The sequence below is a fragment of the Aestuariibaculum sp. YM273 genome, from assembly GCF_030908365.1.
Lineage (GTDB): Bacteria > Bacteroidota > Bacteroidia > Flavobacteriales > Flavobacteriaceae > Aestuariibaculum > Aestuariibaculum marinum.
The window spans coordinates 1260600-1282431 of the sequence record NZ_CP133090.1 but is presented as its reverse complement, the minus strand read 5'-3'; the positions used below and the strand labels follow the sequence as shown (position 1 = coordinate 1282431).

Annotated in this window: 23 protein-coding genes; 15 read left to right on the top strand and 8 right to left on the bottom strand. The window is 34.8% G+C overall.

Features of this window, described 5'->3' with window-relative positions:
- Positions 1–3 precede the first annotated feature (3 nt).
- The 4 genes from atpH (at position 4) to RBH94_RS05420 (ending at position 4345) form a co-directional block, all read left to right on the top strand.
- Positions 4–540 (top strand): ATP synthase F1 subunit delta, encoded by a 537-nt coding sequence (gene atpH, locus RBH94_RS05435; RefSeq protein WP_307882718.1) that lies wholly within the window; start codon positions 4–6, stop codon positions 538–540.
- A gap of 29 nt (positions 541–569) precedes the next feature.
- On the top strand, positions 570–2150 hold the full coding sequence (gene atpA / locus RBH94_RS05430; protein WP_307882717.1) for a F0F1 ATP synthase subunit alpha: 1581 nt from the start codon (positions 570–572) through the stop codon (positions 2148–2150).
- A gap of 89 nt (positions 2151–2239) precedes the next feature.
- Entirely contained in the window at positions 2240–3100 is an 861-nt protein-coding gene (gene atpG / locus RBH94_RS05425; RefSeq protein ID WP_307882716.1) for an ATP synthase F1 subunit gamma, read from the top strand.
- Positions 3101–3253: 153 nt separating this feature from the next.
- Entirely contained in the window at positions 3254–4345 is a 1092-nt protein-coding gene (locus RBH94_RS05420; protein WP_307882715.1) for a peptide-N-glycosidase F-related protein, read from the top strand.
- A gap of 39 nt (positions 4346–4384) precedes the next feature.
- Here the strand turns inward: RBH94_RS05420 and RBH94_RS05415 are convergent, their stop codons facing one another.
- Positions 4385–5422 (bottom strand): hypothetical protein, encoded by a 1038-nt coding sequence (locus RBH94_RS05415; protein WP_307882714.1) that lies wholly within the window; start codon positions 5420–5422, stop codon positions 4385–4387.
- Positions 5423–5521: 99 nt separating this feature from the next.
- Here RBH94_RS05415 and RBH94_RS05410 point away from each other — a divergent pair, with 99 nt between their 5' ends.
- The 9 genes from RBH94_RS05410 to RBH94_RS05370 all read left to right on the top strand — a co-directional run bounded on the left by RBH94_RS05410 (position 5522) and on the right by RBH94_RS05370 (position 12998).
- Positions 5522–5992 carry a hypothetical protein gene (locus RBH94_RS05410; protein WP_307882713.1) on the top strand — a complete coding sequence of 157 codons (471 nt, stop codon included), beginning with the start codon at positions 5522–5524 and terminating at the stop codon, positions 5990–5992.
- A 73-nt stretch (positions 5993–6065) separates the two neighbouring features.
- The gene (locus tag RBH94_RS05405; RefSeq protein WP_307882712.1) at positions 6066–7523 is read left to right on the top strand and encodes an oligosaccharide flippase family protein; all 1458 of its coding nucleotides are present in this window, start codon (positions 6066–6068) and stop codon (positions 7521–7523) included.
- Between the two features lies 1 nt (position 7524).
- Positions 7525–7959, top strand: a complete 435-nt coding sequence (gene dut / locus RBH94_RS05400; RefSeq protein ID WP_188222700.1) for a dUTP diphosphatase — start codon at positions 7525–7527, stop codon at positions 7957–7959.
- 44 nt (positions 7960–8003) lie between these two features.
- Positions 8004–9023 carry a sugar phosphate nucleotidyltransferase gene (locus tag RBH94_RS05395; RefSeq protein WP_307882711.1) on the top strand — a complete coding sequence of 340 codons (1020 nt, stop codon included), beginning with the start codon at positions 8004–8006 and terminating at the stop codon, positions 9021–9023.
- Between the two features lie 33 nt (positions 9024–9056).
- The gene (locus tag RBH94_RS05390) at positions 9057–9362 is read left to right on the top strand and encodes an antibiotic biosynthesis monooxygenase (RefSeq protein WP_307882710.1); all 306 of its coding nucleotides are present in this window, start codon (positions 9057–9059) and stop codon (positions 9360–9362) included.
- The gene (locus RBH94_RS05385; RefSeq protein ID WP_307882709.1) at positions 9355–10725 is read left to right on the top strand and encodes a lipopolysaccharide assembly protein LapB; all 1371 of its coding nucleotides are present in this window, start codon (positions 9355–9357) and stop codon (positions 10723–10725) included. The genes RBH94_RS05390 and RBH94_RS05385 overlap by 8 nt, the downstream gene beginning before the upstream one ends.
- Positions 10726–11493 carry a DUF4292 domain-containing protein gene (locus tag RBH94_RS05380; protein WP_307882708.1) on the top strand — a complete coding sequence of 256 codons (768 nt, stop codon included), beginning with the start codon at positions 10726–10728 and terminating at the stop codon, positions 11491–11493.
- A complete protein-coding gene (locus tag RBH94_RS05375) occupies positions 11493–12722 on the top strand; it encodes a murein hydrolase activator EnvC (RefSeq protein ID WP_307882707.1) in 1230 nt (409 codons plus the stop codon). Before RBH94_RS05380 ends, RBH94_RS05375 begins: the two co-directional genes overlap by 1 nt.
- Positions 12723–12743: 21 nt before the next feature.
- Complete coding sequence (locus tag RBH94_RS05370; RefSeq protein ID WP_307882706.1) at positions 12744–12998, top strand: hypothetical protein; 255 nt, start codon at positions 12744–12746, stop codon at positions 12996–12998.
- A gap of 75 nt (positions 12999–13073) precedes the next feature.
- Here RBH94_RS05370 and RBH94_RS05365 read toward each other — a convergent pair whose 3' ends face one another.
- Together RBH94_RS05365 and RBH94_RS05360 are read right to left on the bottom strand one after the other, a co-directional pair.
- Entirely contained in the window at positions 13074–13592 is a 519-nt protein-coding gene (locus RBH94_RS05365; protein ID WP_188222706.1) for an acyl-CoA thioesterase, read from the bottom strand.
- A gap of 74 nt (positions 13593–13666) precedes the next feature.
- Positions 13667–14602: an SPOR domain-containing protein gene (locus RBH94_RS05360; RefSeq protein ID WP_307882705.1), complete on the bottom strand. Its 936-nt coding sequence runs from the start codon at positions 14600–14602 to the stop codon at positions 13667–13669.
- Positions 14603–14706: 104 nt separating this feature from the next.
- Here RBH94_RS05360 and dprA point away from each other — a divergent pair, with 104 nt between their 5' ends.
- Positions 14707–15810, top strand: coding sequence for a DNA-processing protein DprA (dprA, locus tag RBH94_RS05355; protein ID WP_307882704.1), 1104 nt, complete (start codon positions 14707–14709; stop codon positions 15808–15810).
- On the opposite strand, the gene RBH94_RS05350 is transcribed toward dprA, so the two are convergent.
- Together RBH94_RS05350 and trpS are read right to left on the bottom strand one after the other, a co-directional pair.
- Positions 15807–17225 (bottom strand): hypothetical protein, encoded by a 1419-nt coding sequence (locus RBH94_RS05350; protein WP_307882703.1) that lies wholly within the window; start codon positions 17223–17225, stop codon positions 15807–15809. The genes dprA and RBH94_RS05350 overlap by 4 nt on opposite strands.
- A 122-nt stretch (positions 17226–17347) precedes the next feature.
- Positions 17348–18316 carry a tryptophan--tRNA ligase gene (trpS, locus tag RBH94_RS05345; protein WP_307882702.1) on the bottom strand — a complete coding sequence of 323 codons (969 nt, stop codon included), beginning with the start codon at positions 18314–18316 and terminating at the stop codon, positions 17348–17350.
- A gap of 211 nt (positions 18317–18527) precedes the next feature.
- Here trpS and RBH94_RS05340 point away from each other — a divergent pair, with 211 nt between their 5' ends.
- Positions 18528–19262, top strand: coding sequence for a 1-acyl-sn-glycerol-3-phosphate acyltransferase (locus RBH94_RS05340; RefSeq protein WP_307882701.1), 735 nt, complete (start codon positions 18528–18530; stop codon positions 19260–19262).
- Positions 19263–19367: 105 nt separating this feature from the next.
- On the opposite strand, the gene RBH94_RS05335 is transcribed toward RBH94_RS05340, so the two are convergent.
- The 3 genes from RBH94_RS05335 to RBH94_RS05325 are packed head-to-tail and all read right to left on the bottom strand — an operon-like array spanning position 19368 to position 21766.
- Positions 19368–20780 carry a hypothetical protein gene (locus RBH94_RS05335; protein WP_307882700.1) on the bottom strand — a complete coding sequence of 471 codons (1413 nt, stop codon included), beginning with the start codon at positions 20778–20780 and terminating at the stop codon, positions 19368–19370.
- A 2-nt stretch (positions 20781–20782) separates the two neighbouring features.
- Complete coding sequence (locus RBH94_RS05330) at positions 20783–21325, bottom strand: RNA polymerase sigma factor (protein WP_307882699.1); 543 nt, start codon at positions 21323–21325, stop codon at positions 20783–20785.
- A 30-nt stretch (positions 21326–21355) separates the two neighbouring features.
- Positions 21356–21766: a hypothetical protein gene (locus RBH94_RS05325; RefSeq protein WP_307882698.1), complete on the bottom strand. Its 411-nt coding sequence runs from the start codon at positions 21764–21766 to the stop codon at positions 21356–21358.
- Positions 21767–21832: the final 66 nt, after the last annotated feature.

Sequence of the window (21832 nt, the reverse complement as noted above, 5' to 3'; positions counted from 1 at the left end):
ACTATGGCAGGAGAAAGAGCAGCAATACGTTACGCAAAAGCGGTTTTAAGTTTAGCATCAGATAAAAATGCAGCCGAGGCTGTAAATGCTGATATGACTTTAATTGCTAACACCATTGCAGAAAGCAAAGAATTAAACGGTGTGCTTCAAAATCCTATCGTAAGATCATCTATTAAAAAATCAGTAATCGAAGAAGTGTTTAAAAACACTAACGAATTAACTGGAAATTTAGTAGACACTTTAATTAGCAACAAAAGAATTGCTTTAATTGGTGAAGTAGCAAAACAATACAGTGTGTTATTCGATCAGTTAAAAGGAACTCAAATTGCTAAAGTAACTACAGCTGTGCCATTAACGGCAGAATTAAATACTAAGGTATTGGCTAAAGTTAAAGAACTTACAGGAAAAGAAGTAGAAGTTCAGAATATAGTAGACGAAAACATTTTAGGTGGTTTCGTATTACGTGTTGGCGATGTGCAGTACGATGCAAGTATCGCAAACAAATTAAACAAGTTAAAAAGAGAATTTACATTAAACTAAAGATAGTTTTATCTTAAATAAACAATAAGATGGCAGAAGTTAAACCAGCTGAGATATCAGCAATCTTAAAACAACAACTTTCAGGTTTTGAAGCAGGAGCTTCATTAGACGAAGTAGGAACAGTATTAACTGTAGGTGATGGTATTGCACGTGCTTACGGACTTTCTAATGCACAATACGGTGAGTTAGTAGAGTTTGAAGGAGGATTAGAGGGTATCGTTTTAAACCTTGAAGAAGATAACGTAGGTGTGGTATTATTAGGTCCTTCTAAAGAAGTAAAAGAAGGTTCTACAGTAAAACGTACAGGACGTATTGCTTCTATTAACGTAGGAGAAGGTATTGTTGGTCGTGTTGTTGATACTTTGGGTAACCCTATCGATGGTAAAGGTGCTATTGCAGGAGAAACTTACCAAATGCCTTTAGAGCGTAAAGCGCCAGGGGTTGTTTTCCGTGAGCCAGTAACTGAGCCATTACAAACTGGTATTAAATCTATCGACGCGATGATTCCTGTAGGTAGAGGACAACGTGAGTTGGTAATTGGTGACCGTCAAACTGGTAAAACTACCGTTTGTATCGATGCTATCTTAAATCAAAAAGAATTTTACGATGCTGGTAACCCAGTATACTGTATATATGTTGCTGTTGGACAAAAAGCTTCAACTGTAGCAAACATTGCTAAAACATTAGAAGAAAAAGGTGCTTTAGCTTATACTACTATTGTTGCTGCTAACGCATCAGATCCTGCTCCAATGCAGGTTTACGCTCCTATGGCAGGTGCTGCAATTGGTGAGTACTTTAGAGATACTGGTCGTCCTGCTTTAATTGTATTCGATGATTTATCGAAACAAGCAGTTGCTTATCGTGAGGTATCTTTATTATTACGTCGTCCACCAGGACGTGAGGCGTACCCTGGAGACGTTTTCTACTTACACTCTCGTTTATTAGAGCGTTCTGCGAAAATCATCAACGATGATGAGATTGCAAAAGGAATGAACGATTTACCAGAGTCATTAAAACCAGTAGTAAAAGGTGGAGGTTCGTTAACAGCGTTACCAATTATTGAAACTCAAGCGGGTGACGTATCGGCTTATATCCCAACAAACGTAATTTCGATTACAGACGGACAGATTTTCTTAGATGGTGATTTATTCAACTCTGGTGTACGTCCGGCGATTAACGTAGGTATCTCTGTATCTCGTGTTGGAGGTAATGCACAGATTAAATCTATGAAGAAAGTATCTGGTACTTTAAAATTAGATCAAGCGCAATTCCGTGAGTTAGAAGCATTCGCGAAATTCGGTTCAGATTTAGATGCTGTTACTTTAAACGTAATTGAAAAAGGTAAACGTAACGTAGAGATCTTAAAGCAAGCTCAAAACGATCCATTTACTGTTGAAGATCAGGTAGCAATTATCTACGCTGGTTCTAAAAACTTATTAAAAGACGTTCCTGTAGATAAAGTAAAAGAATTCGAAAAAGATTACTTAGAGTTCTTAAAAGCGAAACACAGCGATGTATTAGCAACTTTAAAAGCAGGTAAATTAACTGATGAAGTTACAGATACATTAGCAACTGTAGCAAAAGAATTATCAGGAAAATATAGAGCATAATATCCATTGTCATCCTGAACTTGTTTCAGGATCTCAAATTATAGTTAAAGAAGATTCTGAAATAAATTCAGAATGACAAAAAAGAGACTATGGCAAATTTAAAAGAAATACGTAGTAGAATCACATCGGTATCTTCAACCATGCAGATAACCAGTGCCATGAAAATGGTATCTGCTGCTAAGTTAAAGAAAGCCCAAGATGCTATTACAGCAATGCGTCCTTATGCAGATAAGTTAACTGAACTGTTACAAGGCTTAAGTGCTACTTTGGACGAAAATACTGGAAGTAAATTTTCTACACAACGCGAAGTAAATAAAGTGCTTATCGTAGTGATTACTTCAAACAGAGGTTTGTGTGGGGCATTTAACTCTAACATCATTAAAGCTGTAAATAAGTTAACTACTGAAACGTATGCTAATCAAGAAGTGTCTTATGTAGCTGTTGGTAAAAAGGCAAACGATGCATTTAAGAAAACCAACAATATTATAGCTAATGAGAGCGATGTTTTTGATGATTTAACCTTTGATAATGTTGCTGAAATCGCACAAATGTTAATGGATAAATTTGTTGCTGGTGAGTTTGATAAAATTGAAATCGTTTACAACAAGTTTAAAAATGCGGCTACGCAAATTGTTACGAGAGAGCAGTTTTTACCAATCGTACCAGTATCGACTGAGGAAAATGTGAATTTAGATTATATTTTCGAACCATCGAAAGTAGAAATCGTAGAAGCATTAATTCCAAAGTCTTTAAAAACACAACTTTACAAAGGAATTAGAGATTCTTATGCTTCTGAGCATGGTGCCCGTATGACGGCAATGCACAAAGCAACAGATAACGCTAAAGAGTTAAGAGATCAACTTAAATTAACTTACAATAAAGCACGTCAGGCTGCTATTACTAATGAGATTCTTGAGATCGTTGGTGGAGCAGAGGCTTTAAATAACTAAGTTTCCATTTAGATTTCTTAAAATCATAATATTAAAACCTCTCATAACTATGGGAGGTTTTTTTATGGCTTAAGGTAAAGTGCTAAAACTATATTAAAAGCTTTATTAAGGCGCATGGTTTTCATAATTTTCGACATTAATAAAACTCAATCAATGAAAAAACTATTTGCCATCCTGTTATGTCTGCAAGCATTAGGATGTAAAACTTCAAAGCAAGAAAGTTATTCTACAGAACGACAAATTTTCGATCATGTTATTTTTTATAATGGTTATGGAAAAACTGTAAACGAACCCGTTCCGGAACACGTTATCCGTTTAAAAAATTCCAGCTATGTAAAAAAGCTAACGCAAGACGATTTAAATGCGATTAGCAATCGTTTAAACCTTCAAGTTACCCTACATGCACGTTGTGATAATTACGATCGTTTAGGCCACGTAGGACTTAATTTTGTAAAAAAGGGAAAACCTTATACAGAAAAGAATGTGGTTGTTAAACAGGAAATCGCACGTTTTGTGAGTCCGTTTATGAACAAAAATAAGATGCCTAATAGTGTTGATTATTTGTATGAAATCAACAATATAGGGCGATTACTTAACAATAAAGAATTGAGGAATACCTATGATTTCTGGATACAGTTTGATTTGTTTGGTACACCGGATGCTGCTCAAAAAGAAGTGCCTGGATGTGAAGGGCGAGGTGATATTTATGGCGGAAGTATTAAATTAGTTTCTTCAAGTGCTAAATACAGCAACAAGGATGAAAAACTAGTGCATTTGTATTCTCGTGATAAACTAGATAACTATAAGCATAGTGATGTGGAAGGTGAAACGATTAAGGTGAATGATTTTACTTTAGAAAAGCCTGTAAATAATGCCAGATTGTATGTTATAACTTCAAATCATGGAGCTAATAAAGGCGGAGAGGAGTACATACGTAGAGAACATATGGTGTATTTTGATGGTGAGGAATTGGCAAAATATACTCCGGGAGGTGAAAGCTGTGAAGAATTTAGAGTTGTAAATACCCAGGGTAATGGCATTTATGGTAAAAGACCTAAAAAGCTGGAAGATTGGGCACGTTGGAATAATTGGTGTCCAGGAAATAAAATTCCGATTAGAATTTATGAGTTAGGCGATTTAAAAGCGGGTAAACATCAATTTAAAATGGATGTACCTGAAGCCGAATTTAAAGATCAAAAAGGATATATACCGTTAACGGCCTATATTCAAGGTGAAGAAAAGTAATTAAAAAAAGGATGTCTTATAAGGCATCCTTTTTTAGTTTTAAAAATCTGTTGGTGTATAATAATTTTCTAAGGTTACAGGATACCAGCCGTTTTCAAAAAAGACGTTCATAATTCTGCTGGTAACAGTACTAAATCCGGTATTCTTGTCATCTATTTTATGTGGGTAAGTCATGTTAGAATTGTGATTGTATCCAATCATATGGCCAATCTCGTGGGCGGTAACAAATCCGGTTTCTTTCGTGATATAATCCCTTAAAACATGATTTGCAACACCAAAAGTAGCACCTCCACCTAAACCGGAAACATTAACCGATCGGCCGCAGTTGAAACGTGGTTTGTTTAATAAGTTCTGATAGATGGTTTCTTTTTCTTGTAGTGTTAATACCGTAGTACCATCATTGCCTACAATGTGTTCTTTTAAAAAGGCTTCTTTAAACGTATCAGACGCAAAGACAACGCCCAGATTTATCATTAAACCTGTATAGCGTCGAACATCAAGAGCAGACATATCTTCGGCCCAGTTGTTATCGGGATTGTTGTCAGGATCGAAATCATGGTATTTAACTGTCCATTTTAATTTTTTAAGGTCTTTTAGTTTATCAAAAATCTCACCTTCACCTTTAAAATCGAAAACAACATCATTTGGACTTATACCTGTTTCTCTGTATTGAGACAAGTTAACTTCTTTGTTATCGATGTTTAAAAATTTTGAAGTGCCATTTGTAAACGGGTAAGAGATAACATGAACAGCATGTGCTTTTATCTTGTCGATTTGCAATAATTTAATGGGGGTTTCAATACCTGCAACAGTTGTGGTAATGGTGATGTCTTCAAAATCGAAAGGGGCAAAATTGGCAATTTCAATGGTGTAATTGTCAATAGGTTTTACGCGAATAAGTTGACTTATTTCATAGATTCTATCTGCGGAAGTCAGATATTCAATGCTTTCGCCGTCTTGAAACATAAATGTAACATTTTTATCAGTCTCAAAAGAATAGGTTGTAAGTTCGATATCTGTTTTGCTACAGGAAACACAAAACAAACAATAGATAAAGGTTCTAATTATTAATTTCATAGGTTAAAGATTTGGGAGTTGTGAAGATATAATCAAAACAAATAATATGAAAGTATTTTCTTAATAAATAAATATGGCATCAATTTTGAAAATACTATCTTGAACGTTATTAATCGAAAACCCATGAAGCTATTAAAACATATATCGTACGGTATCGCAGTTTGTACACTAAGCTTAAGTTTATTTCAATGCGCAGGCGCTAAACAGACGAATTCTGAAAAGTCTTTGGGTGTAAAAGAGGTGTATTATAAAGCGTTAGATTCAATAAATCGAGAGCTATACATTGTTGTTAAGCCCAATTCCCAGCCATTGGATCATGTTTATTTTCAAGGTAGGAAAATTAGTTTAGCCAAAGATAATTCGATGTTGTATATAGGACATTACCAAAAGCTGCCATTAGCAAAACAAGATGTAATTATGAGTGATAAACCTTTTGCTGAATATGGCAATAAGCTACCTGTATTACCAGAAAAGATACCTTTCAATTTAAAAGAAAATGAATGTATGATTGTCTATAAACTAGATGATGATTACCAGTATCTTAAATATACTAATGTTATTAGGAAATAGCAAATTAAGCATCAAATAGGTTTCTTTGGTTTGCGTTGGGTAAAAGCGTATTTTTAGCCATAAAATAAATTGATTGAGTACATTAAAAAGTTTTTTTAAAGACACCATAATTTATGGTATTGCAGCCATCTTACCCAGGGCTGTGAATATATTTTTAGTTCGCTTGCATACAAATGTATTTGGCGCAGAAAGTTATGCTATAAATACAGATTATTATGTTTACGCAGCATATTTAAATGCGCTTTTAACGTACGGCTTAGAGACTGCGTTTTTTAGATTCTTTAGTAAAGAAAAGGAAAAAGGAAAAGTGGTTTCAACCTCATTTTTGTCACTATTAATAACAACTCTTTTGTTTTTAATTGTCGCTTTAACCAATGTGGAAGCGATAACCAATATGTTTGGTTTTGAGGATGTACTGTTTGTTAAAATATTAATTTGGACAGTTTTTTTCGATACAATTGTAGTTATTCCATTTGCCTATTTAAGAGTAACTAATAAACCAATTAAATTTACTTCTGTTAAGGTGTTGAATATTTTAATTTTAGCACTTTTTAATGTATTGTTTTTATGGGTAATTCCTAATGGAATTCTGTCAGAAGGATTTTTACCAAAAGTCTTAAATTTCTATGAAGGAGGAGAGCCTCAGGTGATTTATATTTTCTTTTCCAATGTAATAGCTAGCTTTTTAACCTTTATCATTTTAATTCCAGTTTTATTCAAAATGAAATTAGAATTAGACCCTAAAATATTAAAAAAGTTATTAACGTATGGACTTCCTATTATGGTTGGTAGTTTAGCGTATGTTACCAATGAAAACGTAGATAAATTGTTTTTAGGTGATCTTGTTGGTAAAAAGGAAATGGGAATATATGCAGCCTGTTACAAATTGGGAGTGTTTATGACGCTTTATATTTTTGCTTTCCGTTTGGGAGCAGAGCCGTTCTTTTTTAATCATTCAAAAGAGGTAAATGCAAAACAGAATTATGCAACAATACTTAAATGGTTTACTATTTTAGGAGCCATTTTTATGCTAGTTGTGGTTTGTTTTATTGATTTGTTTTCAAGTTTATTACTTGGTCAAAAGGAATATTTTGAGGCATTAAGTATCGTTCCCATTATTTTGCTCGCAAACCTATGTTTAGGTATTTATAATAATCTGGCTATTTGGTACAAACTTACAGATAGAACGCGTTATGGTATGTATATTTCAATTCTAGGAGCCATAATTACAATTGTCTTTAATTTAATTATGATTCCAAAAATGGGATTTATGGCTTCGGCTTGGGCTACATTAGCAGCCTATGGTATCATGATGTTAATTTCGTATGTTATGGGAAGAAAATATTACCCTGTACCATATGATTTAAAACGTATAGGAGGGTATTTAATACTTTCAATAGGTTTATGCTTTATTTCTTTTCAGCAAGGATTAAGAGGCAATTATTATATCAATACCTTGTTAGTTTTAGTATTTTTGGGCATCATTTATATTTCAGAAAAAAAACAAATTAAACAGCTTTTAAAAAGATAATATGCAAATAAAAATCATTAATAAATCCAGTCACGACTTACCTAATTACGAAACCATAGCTTCGGCAGGAATGGATTTACGAGCTAATTTATCAGAGCCTAGAACATTAAAGCCTTTAGAGCGCAGCATTGTTGGTACGGGGTTATTTATTGAATTACCAATTGGTTATGAAGCTCAGGTACGTCCGAGAAGTGGTCTGGCAGCAAAAAAAGGAATAACAGTTTTAAATGCTCCAGGAACAGTAGATGCCGATTACAGAGGTGAAATAGGTGTGATTTTAGTCAACTTGTCTAATGAAGAGTTTGTAATTAACAATGGCGAACGAATTGCGCAGTTAGTAATAGCTAAGCATGAGCGCGCGGAATGGGTTGAAGTTGAGGCTTTGTCAGAAACCGATAGAGGAGAAGGTGGATTTGGTAGCACCGGTGTAAAATAAAACGTTTAATGTAAAAAGATACCTGTTTTGCAGGTAATGAAAGAATGAAAATTATAGTACCCATGGCAGGTCGAGGTTCTCGTCTGCGTCCACATAGTTTAACAGTGCCTAAACCGTTAATTCCTGTTGCTGGTCAGCCAATTGTTCACCGATTGGTGAAAGATATCGCAAAAGTATTGAAGCAACCTATTGAAGAGGTGGCCTTTGTTTTGGGTGATCCGGCTTGGTTTGGTGACGATGTTGTAGAAAGTTTAGAAGCTCTTGCCCAAAGTTTAGGAGCTAAGGCATCCATTTATCGTCAGGATTTACCATTAGGAACCGGTCATGCCATTATGTGTGCAAAGCCATCATTATCTGGTCCAGCAGTAATTGCTTACGCGGATACACTAATTCGTGCAGAATTTGATTTAGATCCTACTGCCGATAGCGTGATTTGGACGAAGGAAGTAGAAAATCCTGAGGCTTATGGTGTGGTGAAGCTTAATGAAAACCAAGAGATTGTTGAGTTGGTAGAGAAACCTAAAACTTTTGCAAGTAATCAGGCGGTTATCGGTATTTATTATTTTAAAGATGTTGCTGTTTTAAAGGATAAATTGCAAGAGGTTCTAGATGAAAATGTAACCAATGGTGGAGAATATCAGATAAACGATGGTATTAAGCGCATGATGGCAGAAGGAAAAATATTTAAAACAGGAACGGTTGACGAATGGATGGACTGCGGGAACAAAGCCATTACCGTTGAAACCAACGGAAAAATGCTTCAGTTTTTGAAAGCCGATGGTGAAGAACAAATGGTAGCATCTTCTGTCACGCTTGATAATGCTGAAATTATTGAACCGTGTTTTATAGGAGAAAATGTGGTATTAAGAGATTGTATTATTGGTCCTAATGTTTCTATTGGAAACGATTGTATTATCGATAATTCAATTATTAAAAATAGCTTAATACAAAACCATACAAGCATAAAAAATGCTAACTTAGATGATGCTATGATAGGTAACCATGTAAAATATAATGGTAACTTTACAAGTGTAAGCATTGGTGATTATGCTGTTTTAGAATAAAAAGTTAATTGTAGCCTGACTAAGATGTTTATTGTGTTATATAATTTTGTGGTGAAGCGCGGTCAGGAAGACATATTTGTTGACGCCTGGACAAACTTAACAGACTTAATTTATAAGCACGAAGGTAGTTTAGGATCACGTTTACATAAAAGTGAAACGCAGCAATATATTGCTTATGCGCAATGGCCAAACGAATTCGTATTCGATAAAGCTGGGAGTAATTTACCAGAAGAGGCCGATGCATACCGAGATGCTATGCGCACATCTTGCGAAAAAATAGAGGTGCTACAAAAACTGGAAGTGGTTAAAGATGTATTAAAACAAACCCCAAATGTGTAAATTTAACAAGAACATAAGGTACGTTATTTGTGCTTTTGCCATTGCTCTGCTGCCGCAGATGCAGTATGCTCAAGTCGATTTTAATAAACGACCGGACGACGATTTGGGTAATGTTGAAGATAAATTTCAGGAAAACTTTTATGAAGCTCTAAAACAGAAAAGTATCGAGAACTACGACCGATCTGTTGAAGCACTATTGAAGTGTGTTGATTTAGATAATTCGGTGCCGGTTTTGTATTTTGAGTTGGGAAAAAATTACATGCAGCTTAAAAACTTTGGTGCGGCCGAAGATGCTTTTAAGAAAGCCGTAAGTAAAGACCCCGATAATGAATGGTTTTTAGATGAATTGTATGGGTATTACATTGTACAAAACGATTACGATAAAGCCATAAAAACGGTTAAACAACTCGTTAAATATCATACCGATTATAAAGAAGATTTAGCCTCATTATACGTTAGAAATAAAGATTATAAAGAAGCCCTTAAAATTCTTGATGAATTAGATGCCGAGCTTGGTATTTCAGCACGTCGCGACGTTATGCGTAATCAGATTTACAGTGCTACTGGCAAGAAAAAAGATCAGATAAAAAACTTAGAAGAACGCGTTGAAAACGATCCAGATCGTGAAGCTAACTATCTGGCATTAATCTTCCGCTACAGCGAGAATAACGAAAAAGAAAAAGCGTTTGAAACGGCTAAGGAACTGCTAAAAGTGAATCCGAATTCGCAATTGGTACACCTGGCGTTATATAAGTTTTATTTAGACGATAATAATGCTGATAAAGCTATTGAGTCGATGAAAATTGTAGTGAAAAGTAGCGAGATAAAACCGGAAGCTAAACTTAAAGTACTAACCGATTTTGTTCAGTTTGTTGGTGAGCATCCGGAATATGAAGATGACTTGGTTGAAGCTACAGCCTTGGTTGGAGATACCAATAATAGCAAAACACTGGAAGAACTGGGACAATATTATTTGTCAAAAAATGATAAGGCAAAAGCTCTGGAGTATTTTGAAGCATCTTTAAAAATAAATTCTGAAAACTTTAATGTCATTCGTAATACGTTGCTACTTTATATAGATTTGCAACAGTACACTAAAGCAGAACAAAAAAGTAGTGAGGTGCTACAAAGGTATCCGTCGCAGCCCTTGTTTTATTTGGTTAATGGTGTTGCATTAAACGAACTAAATGCACCTAAAAAAGCAGTTAGTAGTTTAGAAATGGGATTAGACTATATTATCGATGATACTAAAATGGAACACGATTTTTACAGTCAGTTAAGTAAAGCATACACCTTGTTAAACAATACCGCTAAGGCAAAAACGTTTAGTGATAAAGCAAAACAATTAGAAACCTCGAATTAAATGAACAAACTTAAATATATCATCTTAACCCTTGCTTTGGGTTTGATGTTTAATTGTAAGTCTTCAAAACATGTTACTGGTACCGACGCCAATTTAAGGCTTTCTACACGCCAGCTTATAAAAGAAAATGCCAAGCAGGTAGCTGATTTTAAAACCTTGCAGTCTAAACTTAAAATCAATTATCAGGAAGGAAATAAGTCGCAAACGTATTCAGTGAATTTCCGCGCAGAGAAGGATAAAGCCATTTGGATGAGCGCTGCGTTTTCGGTGGTAAAAGTCCTAATTACTTCAGAAAAAGTTAGTTTCTATAATAAGTTAGACAACACGTATTTTGAGGGTGATTTCACTTATTTAAGTAATTTATTAGGAACCGAATTAGACTTTCAAAAAGTGCAGAATCTCCTTTACGGAGAAACCATTTACAGTTTAAAGGATAACGATTATACTTCCGAAGTAAATGATAGTCTTTACGTGATTCAACCTAAGAATCAGCGTGAATTGTTCGAGATTTTCTTCTTATTAGATCCTGTAAAATTTAAGGTACAATCGCAACAAATATCGCAACCCAAGGAGTTCAGACATTTACAAATTGATTATTTATCGTATCAAAATATCGATAAACAATTACTTCCGGAAAACATAAAAGTTATTGCTGTTGAAGCTAATGAAGAGCTAATTGTAAATTTGGAATTTAAAAATGTAAGCCTGAATGAAAATTTAAGATTTCCATTTAAAATACCATCAGGTTTTAAAGAAATTCAATTTTAATGAATTATAAAACGTCTGCATATAATCTGCTTTTTATTCTGGCTTTAACCTTAAGCAGTACATTGGTATTGGCACAAAGCAATAAACAGAAAGAACTGGAAACGCGCAGACAGGAGTTACGTCGTGAAATTCAAAAAATCAATCAACTTCGTGCTGAAAATAAGTCTAAAGAAAAGTCGGAGTTGTCATTAATTGAAGGGTATAATTATAAGATTAATGTACTCGACAATCTTATAAAAGTTACCAATCAGCAGGCAAATTATTTAACCCGTCAGATTAATTCCAATCAGAAAAAAATCACAGATTTACGAGATGAATTAAAGGTGTTAAAAGAAGATTATGCTGCCATGATAGTGAAGTCTTACAAAAGTAAGAACCAGCAAAGCCGGATAATGTTTTTACTGTCTTCAAATAATTTTAAGCAGGCGTATAAGCGTTTGCAATACATGAAGCAATATGCCGACCACCAAAAGCAACAAGGCGAAACGATAAAGTTAAAAACGGTAGAGTTGCAGGAAACCAATACGAAGTTATTGGCGCAACAGGAAGAAAAGAAAAAACTAATTGCCGAGAATAAAGAAGTTCAGCGTTCGCTCGAGGTCGAAAGAAAGCAGCATCACGAGCTAATGAAAACCATAAAGAGTAACCTTAGTCTTTATGCGAGCCAGATAAAAAAGAAACAACAAGAAGTTGATAGAATTGATGCTGAGATAGATCGTATTATTAAGGCAGCTATTGCTAAATCTAATAAAAAGGCGGGGAAACCTACAACATCTTCTAGTTTTGCTCTTACAGCCGAAGAAAAGGTGTTAGCGGCCAGTTTTGTATCTAATCGTGGTAAATTGCCCTGGCCTGTGGCAAGAGGTTATGTAATAGAGCGGTTTGGTAAGCAACCATCTCCTATCGACAAATCTATTGTTGTAGTAAGAAACGGAGTTAAAATTGCGACGGAGAAAGGGGCCGATATTAGAGCTGTCTTTAACGGCGAGGTCATTGGTATAGGTACTATGAAAAACATTAACCCATTTGTAATTATAAAGCATGGTAACTATATAACCACATATACAGGTCTGGGTAAAGTATATGTAAAGACAGGTGATAAGGTGTCTACAAAGCAAAAAATCGGACAGGTTTTTACAAATCCTTCAAATGGAGAATCAAACTTTAGGTTTTTAATTTCAAAAGGGGCATCCGTAGAGAATCCAGCGTCGTGGATTTATAAAATGTAGGTTAGTATAAGATAGTTTAGTTTGAAAGAATTAAATTTTGAAATAACCCCTTCAATAGCAGAAATATTAAATGCTGAGCTAAATTTAGGGAATAGTATTGTGGAAATAAATAAGGGTTGGCCAGAAAAGGATTCAGTATTAATAATTTTGGAAAAGCCTTTTCATAAAAATTATAAGATTCCAGATTTAATATTTTTGAGTATTAATGATCCTCATTATTGGAAAGAAGAGTATACTCATAAAATAGCAAAACAATCAATTGCTTGTAGGTTTTAGTTTGCTGGTCTAGTAAAATGTAAAATCCCGTCCGAGGTCAGGATTTCATATATGTTTACTTTTTAAAAAGGCGTATTATTCTCCTTCCATAAAAAAGGCTTTTAATTCGGTAGCTTCGCTTGGTTTCATTTTACCTGAAAGTAATAAACTCAATTGTTTTCGGCGTAAAGCAGCATCGTAACGTGCTTTTTCTAATTCGGTTTCTGGTAATAGTTCAGGAATTTTTACAGGACGCCCGGTTTCATCTACCGCAACAAAAGTGTAAATACCTTCATTAGCTTTAGTACGATCTCCCGATTGACGATCTTCAATCCAAGCATCAATAAATACTTCCATCGACGTTTTAAAGGCGCGAGATACCTTAGCTTCAACAGTAACAACGCTATCTAATGGTACCGCTTTATTAAATGCCACATGGTTAACCGATGCCGTTACTACAAAACGAGCACTATGGCGTCTGGCAGCGATAGCCGCACAGCGGTCCATTCGGGCAAGTAATTCACCTCCAAACAAATTGTTTAAAGGATTGGTTTCACCAGGTAAAACCAGGTCGGTCATGATTGTTTTTGATTCTTCAGGAGTCTTTCCCTTCATTGCGTTTAGTTTAATTTTGCCGCAAAGGTAAAAGGATTTTAGAAATCAAGAGGAATAAATAAGTTAAAGAATGCTTAATCTAAGACTCTTACATCTAACCAAGCCTCTTTATTGTGCTCTTTTTTAATGGTTCTTAAGGCTCTTAAGGCTTCAAGTCTGTCTTCGTAACTTGCATACACCACTTCGTGTAAACCAAAACGGTTAACACCAATTTTTCGAGCGCTAAACCCTAAGGCTTTTAATTCGGCTATTTTAGCATCACAGTTGTCTTCAACTCTAAAAGCACCTGCTACAATATGGTATTTACCGGTTTGCTTAGTGACCTTTAAATTGGCTACAGGAAGCGGGTTTAAACTAAATGTGGCCTGCTGTATTTTATTTTCCAACTGCTGAGTAGCTTCTTGCTGAGCAATTTGATTGTGTTCTTCCACTTGATTAACATACATGTTGGAAGCGAAGTAACCACTAAGAGTCAGGGCTATAACGGCAACAGCGGCATACTTAAAGTAAGGTCTGTTTTTACGTTTTTCAGCAGTAATGGTTAAAGGAATAACGTTTTCAACCGCTTCAACCTGTTCTTTGTAAGTTTCGCGAGCAACAGATGGTGAAACAAATTGAGATAAACCAAAAGCATCGGTTAAGTAGTTTACCTGATACGATGGTTCGAACATTATTTTGTCTTCACTATTAAAAACAAGGGTTCCAATGTTTTTAAAGTTAAGCGTTTCACCTTGTGTTAAGTTTGCTTTTAAAACGTCTACACGTTTTGCTATTTTTTTGTTGGCAGCTTCGAAAGAAATCTGCTCTACATCGGCAATATAATGCGCTAACAAGCCATCATTTTTTTGAATTTGCTCATTAAACGATAAGATTTTTTTCGGCGGAAAAAACGCATTCGAAGTTTCATCTATCGTTGCAGATACGCATTGTGTTAAAAACGAACCAAACTCAGGAACGGTAACACATTCATATCTATATAGTAAATCGCTTATGTAAGTTTCTAATTGCATATTAACAAAGTTAAAAAATTATGCTTTCGATGAAAATATACTTTTATATTTTTTTTAAGAGTACGAAAATTCTTTTATTGTAGATTGAAAATCAGTTAAGTATCATGAATGAACACGAGTTATTATACACTTTAGCCTTGCAACATGTGCCTAATATAGGTGACATTATTGCTAAACGACTGATTGCGCATTGTGGTAGTGCTGAAGCGGTGTTGAAGGAGAAACAACAAAATTTGCTCAAGATTGATGGCATTGGCGCAGTGACTTTAAAGCATTTATTTGAAAAGGAACATTTAAAGGCAGCCGAAGAAGAACTGAAGTTTATTAATGAGAATGATATAAGAGTCTCTTATTTTGATGGTGTAGAATACCCTCAAAAGTTAAAGCATTGTATAGATGCCCCAATTTTGTTGTTTGAAACAGGGAACATTAATTTGAAGCAACAGCGGGTAATTAGTATCGTGGGTACCAGAAAGATTACAAGTAGTGGTATTGCTTTTTGCGAGCAGTTGGTTGAAGAATTGGCTATATACAACCCGGTTATTGTTTCTGGATTTGCCTACGGAACTGATATTACCGCACACAAGGCAGCTTTAAAACATAAGTTACAAACCATTGGTTGTTTAGCGCACGGTTTGAATCAAATCTATCCTAAAGTTCATAAAAAGTATATGGTTGAGGTCGAACAAAACGGTGGTTTTTTTACCGATTTCTGGAGTAGCGATACCTTTGATAGAAACAATTTTTTAAAGCGAAATAGAATTATTGCCGGTGTTAGTGAAGCCACTATTGTTATCGAATCTGCAGAGAAGGGTGGAAGTCTGGTAACGGCCGATATTGCCAATTCGTATAACCGTGATGTGTTTGCAGTGCCTGGTCGAACAACAGATATACAAAGCGTAGGATGCAATAACTTGATTAAACAACAACGGGCCCATATGTTATCAACTCCTTTAGATGTGCCATATATTCTTAATTGGCAATTGGAAGAAGAAACCAAGCCGGTAATACAAAAACAGCTGTTTGTAGAGCTTGATGATACAGAAAAACTCATATACAATTATTTGAAAGTTGAGGAAAAACAGCAATTAGACTTGATTGCCATTAACTGTAACTTACCCATTTTTAAGGTCGCCAGTATTTTATTGAATATGGAATTGAAAGGTGTTGTGAGACCGTTACCCGGTAAACTTTTCGAGCTTATTTAGTAGTTGATTTTCGCTACCCAAAGTCCTTTAAAATATTCTTTTTCCGAAAGTTTTTCTTTTTCAAGGAAGATATAGTAAGGGTCAGTGTCTTTTTTTATGTAAACGTAATACCAATTGTTTTCGGGGTTTATATAGTAGTTTGTATTGTATCCTTTTTCATTTAAAAAGGTCATCCAGTTTGTAGTGTGTATTTTGTTTTTAAACACATTGGTAACCAGATAAAATCCCTTTTCTAACTCAGGAACAGAAACTCGTGTCAGCGAATTTACTTTTTTGTCAATTTCAAGTTTTGTATTTTCAGGTATGTCGCTTGATTTTTTAATTACTTCTTCTGTTTTAGAAAGATTATTTTCAGAGGAATTCGGTTTAAAACTATTTGTAGTTGTCGCGTCAATAGAGGCGATTAGCTGGCCTTGTTTTGATTCGTAATAATCGCTGCTGATTTCAGTTTGAAAAGCTATAAAAAAAGGATAGAAGCGATCGACTTTTGTTGAAAGTTGAATAGCAGTTTCCGTGCTACTTGGCTTTAAAATGGAGTTGTTTTCGTTCGGTATATCTATTCTTACTAAATCGTAACCAAGTGTATTCGTACTATTGGGTGTTCTATTGGTTTGTGAATCGATACCGCTATTGAAAAAATTATTTTCTTCTCGATTGTTACTTTTCAGATTGGTAAAGCTTTGGGTGTCCGAATCTAAAATGCCGCAGTAATCCGATTTAATACGTCGGTCGCCATCAAGTGTTGCAATAGTTAAATTCGCTTTTATTATATCGGTTTCAGGTGTTTTAAAATCCTTAAAATGGATGGTGACAGGTTCACTTTCTATACCTACAAGACCATTATAGGTTGTAAAATATTTAGGGGATTCGTTTTCAGATTCGTAAATCACATAAAGTAACCAGCCGCCAGATGATCCACCTGAAATATGGCCTTGTGCAGCTTTTATATTAGCGACGGTATAGGTGCCAGATTGGTTTGATTCTTGAATTAAATTAGTGATATCGGCAGAACACACATAAGGAGAGTTCGATTGAAAACCTTCTTGTTTATAACTGTCAAAAACAATCTCACCAGTGATAGGAATATAGGTGCTGGAAGCAGGTGTTTTTAATAAAACTTCATTAATATTTTGTGCTCTTCCCCCTTTGCCTTCATATAAAATTTCTAGATTTGATTTTTCCTTTTCCCCAAATTCAAAAGGGTAAGTGGCACTCCAGCAGAGAGCTGCATAGGTGATTTTAGCATTTTTTTTTATAACTAAATCAGCGCTACTGGAACTAAATGTTGTGCTGTCTTGATCGATATCTACATAAACAAGACTAAAACTATCATTAATTTCGGTTGTATCGTGATACGGGTTTTGAGCGTCAATACTCAAAATGCTGTTACCCGTAAGTGCAGAATTTCCTTTCAAATAAAATTGCTTGTTGGGATGAAATTCTAACCCAACTTGAGAAAAGATGAGGTTGCCACAAAAAAGGATTGCTATTTTTAGACAGATAAGGTGTTTCATCTATCTAAAAATAGCAATTATATTTAATATCCTACTTTTTCACGAACTTTATTTAGCACTTTATCAGCAACTTGTTTTGCTTTGTCAGCGCCTAAAGCTAAAACTTTGTCTAGTTCTTCTAAGTTGTTCATGTAATAGCTGTAGCGTTCACGCTCGGTAGCAAATTTTTCAACAATCAACTCAAATAATGCTTGTTTGGCATGACCGTAACCATAATTACCCTTTTCGTAGTTGGCTTTCATGGTTGTTATTTGGTCGTCATTAGCTAATAAGTTGTAAAGTGCAAAACAGTTACATGTAGACCAATCTTTAGGTTCTTCTAAAGGGGTACTATCGGTTTTAATTCCCATAATTTGCTTACGTAGCTTCTTATCGGTTTCAAAAATATTGATGAAGTTATTACGAGATTTACTCATTTTCTCGCCATCGGTACCAGGAATAAGCATGGTGTTTTCCTGAATTTTTCCTTCAGGTAACACAAAAACCTCTCCCATTTTAGCATGAAAACGTGATGCTACGTCACGTGTCATTTCAATATGCTGTAACTGATCTTTTCCAACCGGTATAATTTCGGCATCGTATAATAAAATATCGGCAGCCATTAACATCGGGTAAGTAAATAATCCTGAGTTTACATCTTCTAATCGGTCGGCTTTATCTTTAAAACCGTGCGCTAAGGTTAAACGTTGATATGGAAAAAAGCAGCTTAAATACCAAGATAACTCAGTTACCTGTGGAATATCGCTTTGTCTGTAAAAAACAGTTTTTTCGATATCAAGACCAAAGGCAAGCCAGGTTGCAGCGACAGAATAGGTGTTATAACGTAACTCTTCTGCATTTTTAATTTGCGTTAGGGTGTGCAAATTAGCGATAAATAAAAAAGAATCGTTTTCAGGTTGTTCAGCCATTTTAATAGCTGGAAGAATTGCGCCTAAAATGTTTCCTAAGTGTGGTGTTCCTGTACTTTGTATACCTGTTAATACTCTTGCCATAATTGTTATTTCCGCTGTAGCGGAAATGCTTTAAATTAAACGAAAGAGCAAATGTAATTATACTTGGCAACATAAAAAAGCAATTATAAAACCCCCTTTAAGCTTAACGGAAATATTATCTGATTTTTAACTAAACTGAAACCCTATTGTTAATTTTTTAAAATTCGACCGACATTAAATAGAATCAATTTAATAGTCTATTTTTGTTTTTATGAGAGTCTTTAAATATCTATTCTGGATTTTATACCGCATTTGGTTTTATGTGCTTGTAGCGTTACCAATTGTATTGTTATTTCCTTTGCTATTACTCTCTATTTTAAAGGAAAAATGGTATCCGTTTTTCTTTAAGCTGGCTCGTATCTGGGCTAAGTTTATATTGATAGGTATGGGCTTTTATTTTAAGATTGAACGGGAACAAACCCCCGAATATGGTAAAAGCTATATGTTAATCGCTAACCATACCTCTATGGCAGATATAATGCTCATGCTGGTAACGGTTAGTAATCCGTTTGTATTTGTTGGTAAGAAAGAATTGGCTAATATTCCGTTATTTGGTTTTTTCTATAAGCGTACCTGTATTTTGGTAGATCGAAATTCAGCAAAAAGCAGACAGGCCGTTTTTTTAAGAGCACAACGCCGATTGAAATCTGGATTAAGTATCTGTATATTTCCTGAAGGCGGCGTGCCGGAGGAAGATATTCTATTAGACGATTTTAAAGATGGTGCATTTCGTTTGGCGATTAACCACGATATCCCAGTGGTGCCCATTACCTTTGCCGATAATAAAAAGCGCTTTTCTTATACTTTTTTTAGTGGTGGTCCTGGTATAATGCGTGTGAAGATACATAACTTTTTACCCACGGAGCACTTGCAGGTTGAACATACCAAAACGCTTAATGAAACATCAAGATCTATAATTCTTAATCAGCTTAAAAACTTCGGATAGAGGATTATAATATAAAAGTAAAAGGCTGCTCTGGGCAGGGAGCAGCCTTTGTATGATATTGATTTAGGGCACAGTAAAATCAATATCCAGATTTAACCAAAAAATCTAAAATTTAATCGAGAATCCACTATACACCCCAATAAAATAAGGTTTAAAATCTCCAGATGTATTCTCGAATGTGTTAATCTGGTACTTGAACATAGGTTCTAAGTTCAGGTCTAATTTTTTAGTGACTTTATAATTTAAGCCCAATCCGAAATTGGCACTGTAACTTACGTTGTTAATATTAATGGCTTCACCTATATAGGTTCTTGAACCATTAACGGGTTGCGAGTAAACTTCATTGTTGTTTAAAAATAATGAGCTAAATCCGCCAATAACATTAATACCTAATTTCTTATTGGTAATGGCGTACTCTATTTCTAAAGGAACTTCAATAAACCCAAAAGATTGGTTTAAAGATGTGTTGAAACTTTTAAAGGTTTCGGGAGCTTTATTAGCATCAGCAATATTGTTAGAACTAATAACAGCAAGGCTACTTTCTTTAGAACCACTTGAACTTACATTTTTTAGCATGCTAGAACTGCTGCTAAAGGCAGTAGATTCGTAAACGACAACATCGTTAGTGTTGTAACCTAGATTAACACGGTTAATTCCAGAACGAATACGTACTTTTTTATTAATGGCATAGCTGGCGTTTATACCGTAGCTCATATTAACTTCTCCGGTCTTCGAGTTTTTCACAAATTGTTGATCTAATGAAGAGCCTTCACCTAAAGAGTTGAAGTAAACAGGAGCGACATTAGGCGTAATAGTCCAACGGTTTGGTTTACTTTTATTATCTGCAATAGTATTGTTGTTTTCAATAGCCTCTTCAATAGATAAATTATTTTTTTGTTCTTTTTGAATACTAGTACTGGCAATTGTGGTTTCTGTTTTTGGTTCACTTTGGTTTTCAGTGTGGCCAGCGATTTCAGATTTTGAAATTTCGATTTTATCGGAAACAGAACTATTTGCGATTATAGTATTATTGTTGTCTTCGGTATGGTTTATAGCGATAGTATTCTTAGCTGAGTTAATACTGGATTTTGAATCCTCGCTTTTCGAAATATAGCTTTCGGTTAAAGCAATAGAAGACTTACTGTTTTGTTGAATAGGAGTTGTTATTTCCGATGGATTTTCAGTCAGCTGCTCTTCAGGATTTATAGTTTCATTGTTTTCTGAAGCGATAGAATTTTCATCGTTGTTTGAAGATTCCAAACTAGAATTTGTGTTTACAATTGTTGGAACATCAACAGGAGTGGTTTTGTTATTATTAAAAAATAGATTGCCTAAAGTCAGTAACAGTAATAATACAGCTGCTGCACCGCCATAGCGCCACCAGATAGGAATGACTCTTTTCTTTTTCTTGTTACTAAGTTGAGCCTCAATATTGTTCCAAACAGCATCATTGGGAGTCGCTTCAAAGTCTTTAAAGCGCTCCTGAAACAGCCGGTCTATATGTTTTTTATCACTCATTATTATAATGATTGTAAATTTTGTGATGCCAGATATACTTCTATAGTTTGCTTTAAAATCTGTCTGGCACGGGCTAGATTAGATTTAGATGTTCCTACATTTATATCGAGCATGTCTGCTATATCTTTATGCGAATACCCATCAAGTACGTAAAGGTTAAAAACCAATCGGTATCTATCGGGTAATTCCTGAATGATCTGCAATAGATAGTCGATGGATATACGATCATCATCAATATCTATGTCTACATCTTCAATATTCTCATCGTAAGCAATTTCAAAAACCTTTTCTTTTCGATATTGCTGCAATACGGTATTCACGGTGATGCGTTTTAACCAACCTTCAAACGATCCTTTGTTTTCGTACTGGCCAATTTTTTTAAAGATGGTTAAAAAAGCGTCCTGTAAATTATCTTCGGCTTCGGTGTAATTACGCGAGTATTTTAAGCACAAAGCAAACAACTTACCGGAAAAGAGGGTGTATAGTTCACTTTGTGCTCTAATGTTGTTGTTCTTACACTTTTCTATGAGTTGACTTAAACTCAAATTTGCCGAATTAGTTAATACTTACTTAGTTTATTCTACTACCGGAACTTCAATGGTTAAATATAAGTCTTCTCCATTTTCGTCTTCTCCCTGCCAAAATTTAAACACATAAGAACCATTGCTTGTCACGATAAAGTTAAAGGTAACATCTTCTTCAAATTCTACCAAAGGTTGACAATTATTATTGTCGTATACCGTCATGATAGGTGCTACTGTTCTTTGATTGTTGTCTTTAGCATAGTACAAGTTTCTGTAAACATAGCAAGACGAAGGTTTTTCGTAACTCACCGTAATCGGGTAAGTTTCTCCCATAACAAACTCTTCCGGGATGTCTACACTTTTTACGGGTAGAATCTCAAAGTAATAGTTGTCGTAATCATCATCGGTGTTACACGACACAAAGAGTAATAAGCTTAAACTAAATAATAGTAACTTTTTCATAATAAATTAAATAACTTTTCTTTTTATGCTTTTTGTTACTAAGATGCGAAGCGGCTTAAAAGGTTG

What these genes read in the sequence shown, in the direction of transcription:
- RBH94_RS05395 (WP_307882711.1), top strand. Translation starts at nt 8,004, where the DNA reads ATGAAAATTATAGTACCCATGGCAGGTCGAGGTTCTCGTCTGCGTCCA.
- RBH94_RS05380 (WP_307882708.1), top strand. Translation starts at nt 10,726, where the DNA reads ATGAACAAACTTAAATATATCATCTTAACCCTTGCTTTGGGTTTGATG.
- atpH (WP_307882718.1), top strand. Translation starts at nt 4, where the DNA reads ATGGCAGGAGAAAGAGCAGCAATACGTTACGCAAAAGCGGTTTTAAGT.
- RBH94_RS05375 (WP_307882707.1), top strand. Translation starts at nt 11,493, where the DNA reads ATGAATTATAAAACGTCTGCATATAATCTGCTTTTTATTCTGGCTTTA.
- atpG (WP_307882716.1), top strand. Translation starts at nt 2,240, where the DNA reads ATGGCAAATTTAAAAGAAATACGTAGTAGAATCACATCGGTATCTTCA.
- dprA (WP_307882704.1), top strand. Translation starts at nt 14,707, where the DNA reads ATGAATGAACACGAGTTATTATACACTTTAGCCTTGCAACATGTGCCT.
- RBH94_RS05325 (WP_307882698.1), bottom strand. Translation starts at nt 21,766, where the DNA reads ATGAAAAAGTTACTATTATTTAGTTTAAGCTTATTACTCTTTGTGTCG.
- RBH94_RS05415 (WP_307882714.1), bottom strand. Translation starts at nt 5,422, where the DNA reads ATGAAATTAATAATTAGAACCTTTATCTATTGTTTGTTTTGTGTTTCC.
- RBH94_RS05335 (WP_307882700.1), bottom strand. Translation starts at nt 20,780, where the DNA reads ATGAGTGATAAAAAACATATAGACCGGCTGTTTCAGGAGCGCTTTAAA.
- RBH94_RS05340 (WP_307882701.1), top strand. Translation starts at nt 18,528, where the DNA reads ATGAGAGTCTTTAAATATCTATTCTGGATTTTATACCGCATTTGGTTT.
- RBH94_RS05420 (WP_307882715.1), top strand. Translation starts at nt 3,254, where the DNA reads ATGAAAAAACTATTTGCCATCCTGTTATGTCTGCAAGCATTAGGATGT.
- trpS (WP_307882702.1), bottom strand. Translation starts at nt 18,316, where the DNA reads ATGGCAAGAGTATTAACAGGTATACAAAGTACAGGAACACCACACTTA.
- dut (WP_188222700.1), top strand. Translation starts at nt 7,525, where the DNA reads ATGCAAATAAAAATCATTAATAAATCCAGTCACGACTTACCTAATTAC.
- RBH94_RS05360 (WP_307882705.1), bottom strand. Translation starts at nt 14,602, where the DNA reads ATGCAATTAGAAACTTACATAAGCGATTTACTATATAGATATGAATGT.
- RBH94_RS05385 (WP_307882709.1), top strand. Translation starts at nt 9,355, where the DNA reads ATGTGTAAATTTAACAAGAACATAAGGTACGTTATTTGTGCTTTTGCC.
- RBH94_RS05365 (WP_188222706.1), bottom strand. Translation starts at nt 13,592, where the DNA reads ATGAAGGGAAAGACTCCTGAAGAATCAAAAACAATCATGACCGACCTG.
- atpA (WP_307882717.1), top strand. Translation starts at nt 570, where the DNA reads ATGGCAGAAGTTAAACCAGCTGAGATATCAGCAATCTTAAAACAACAA.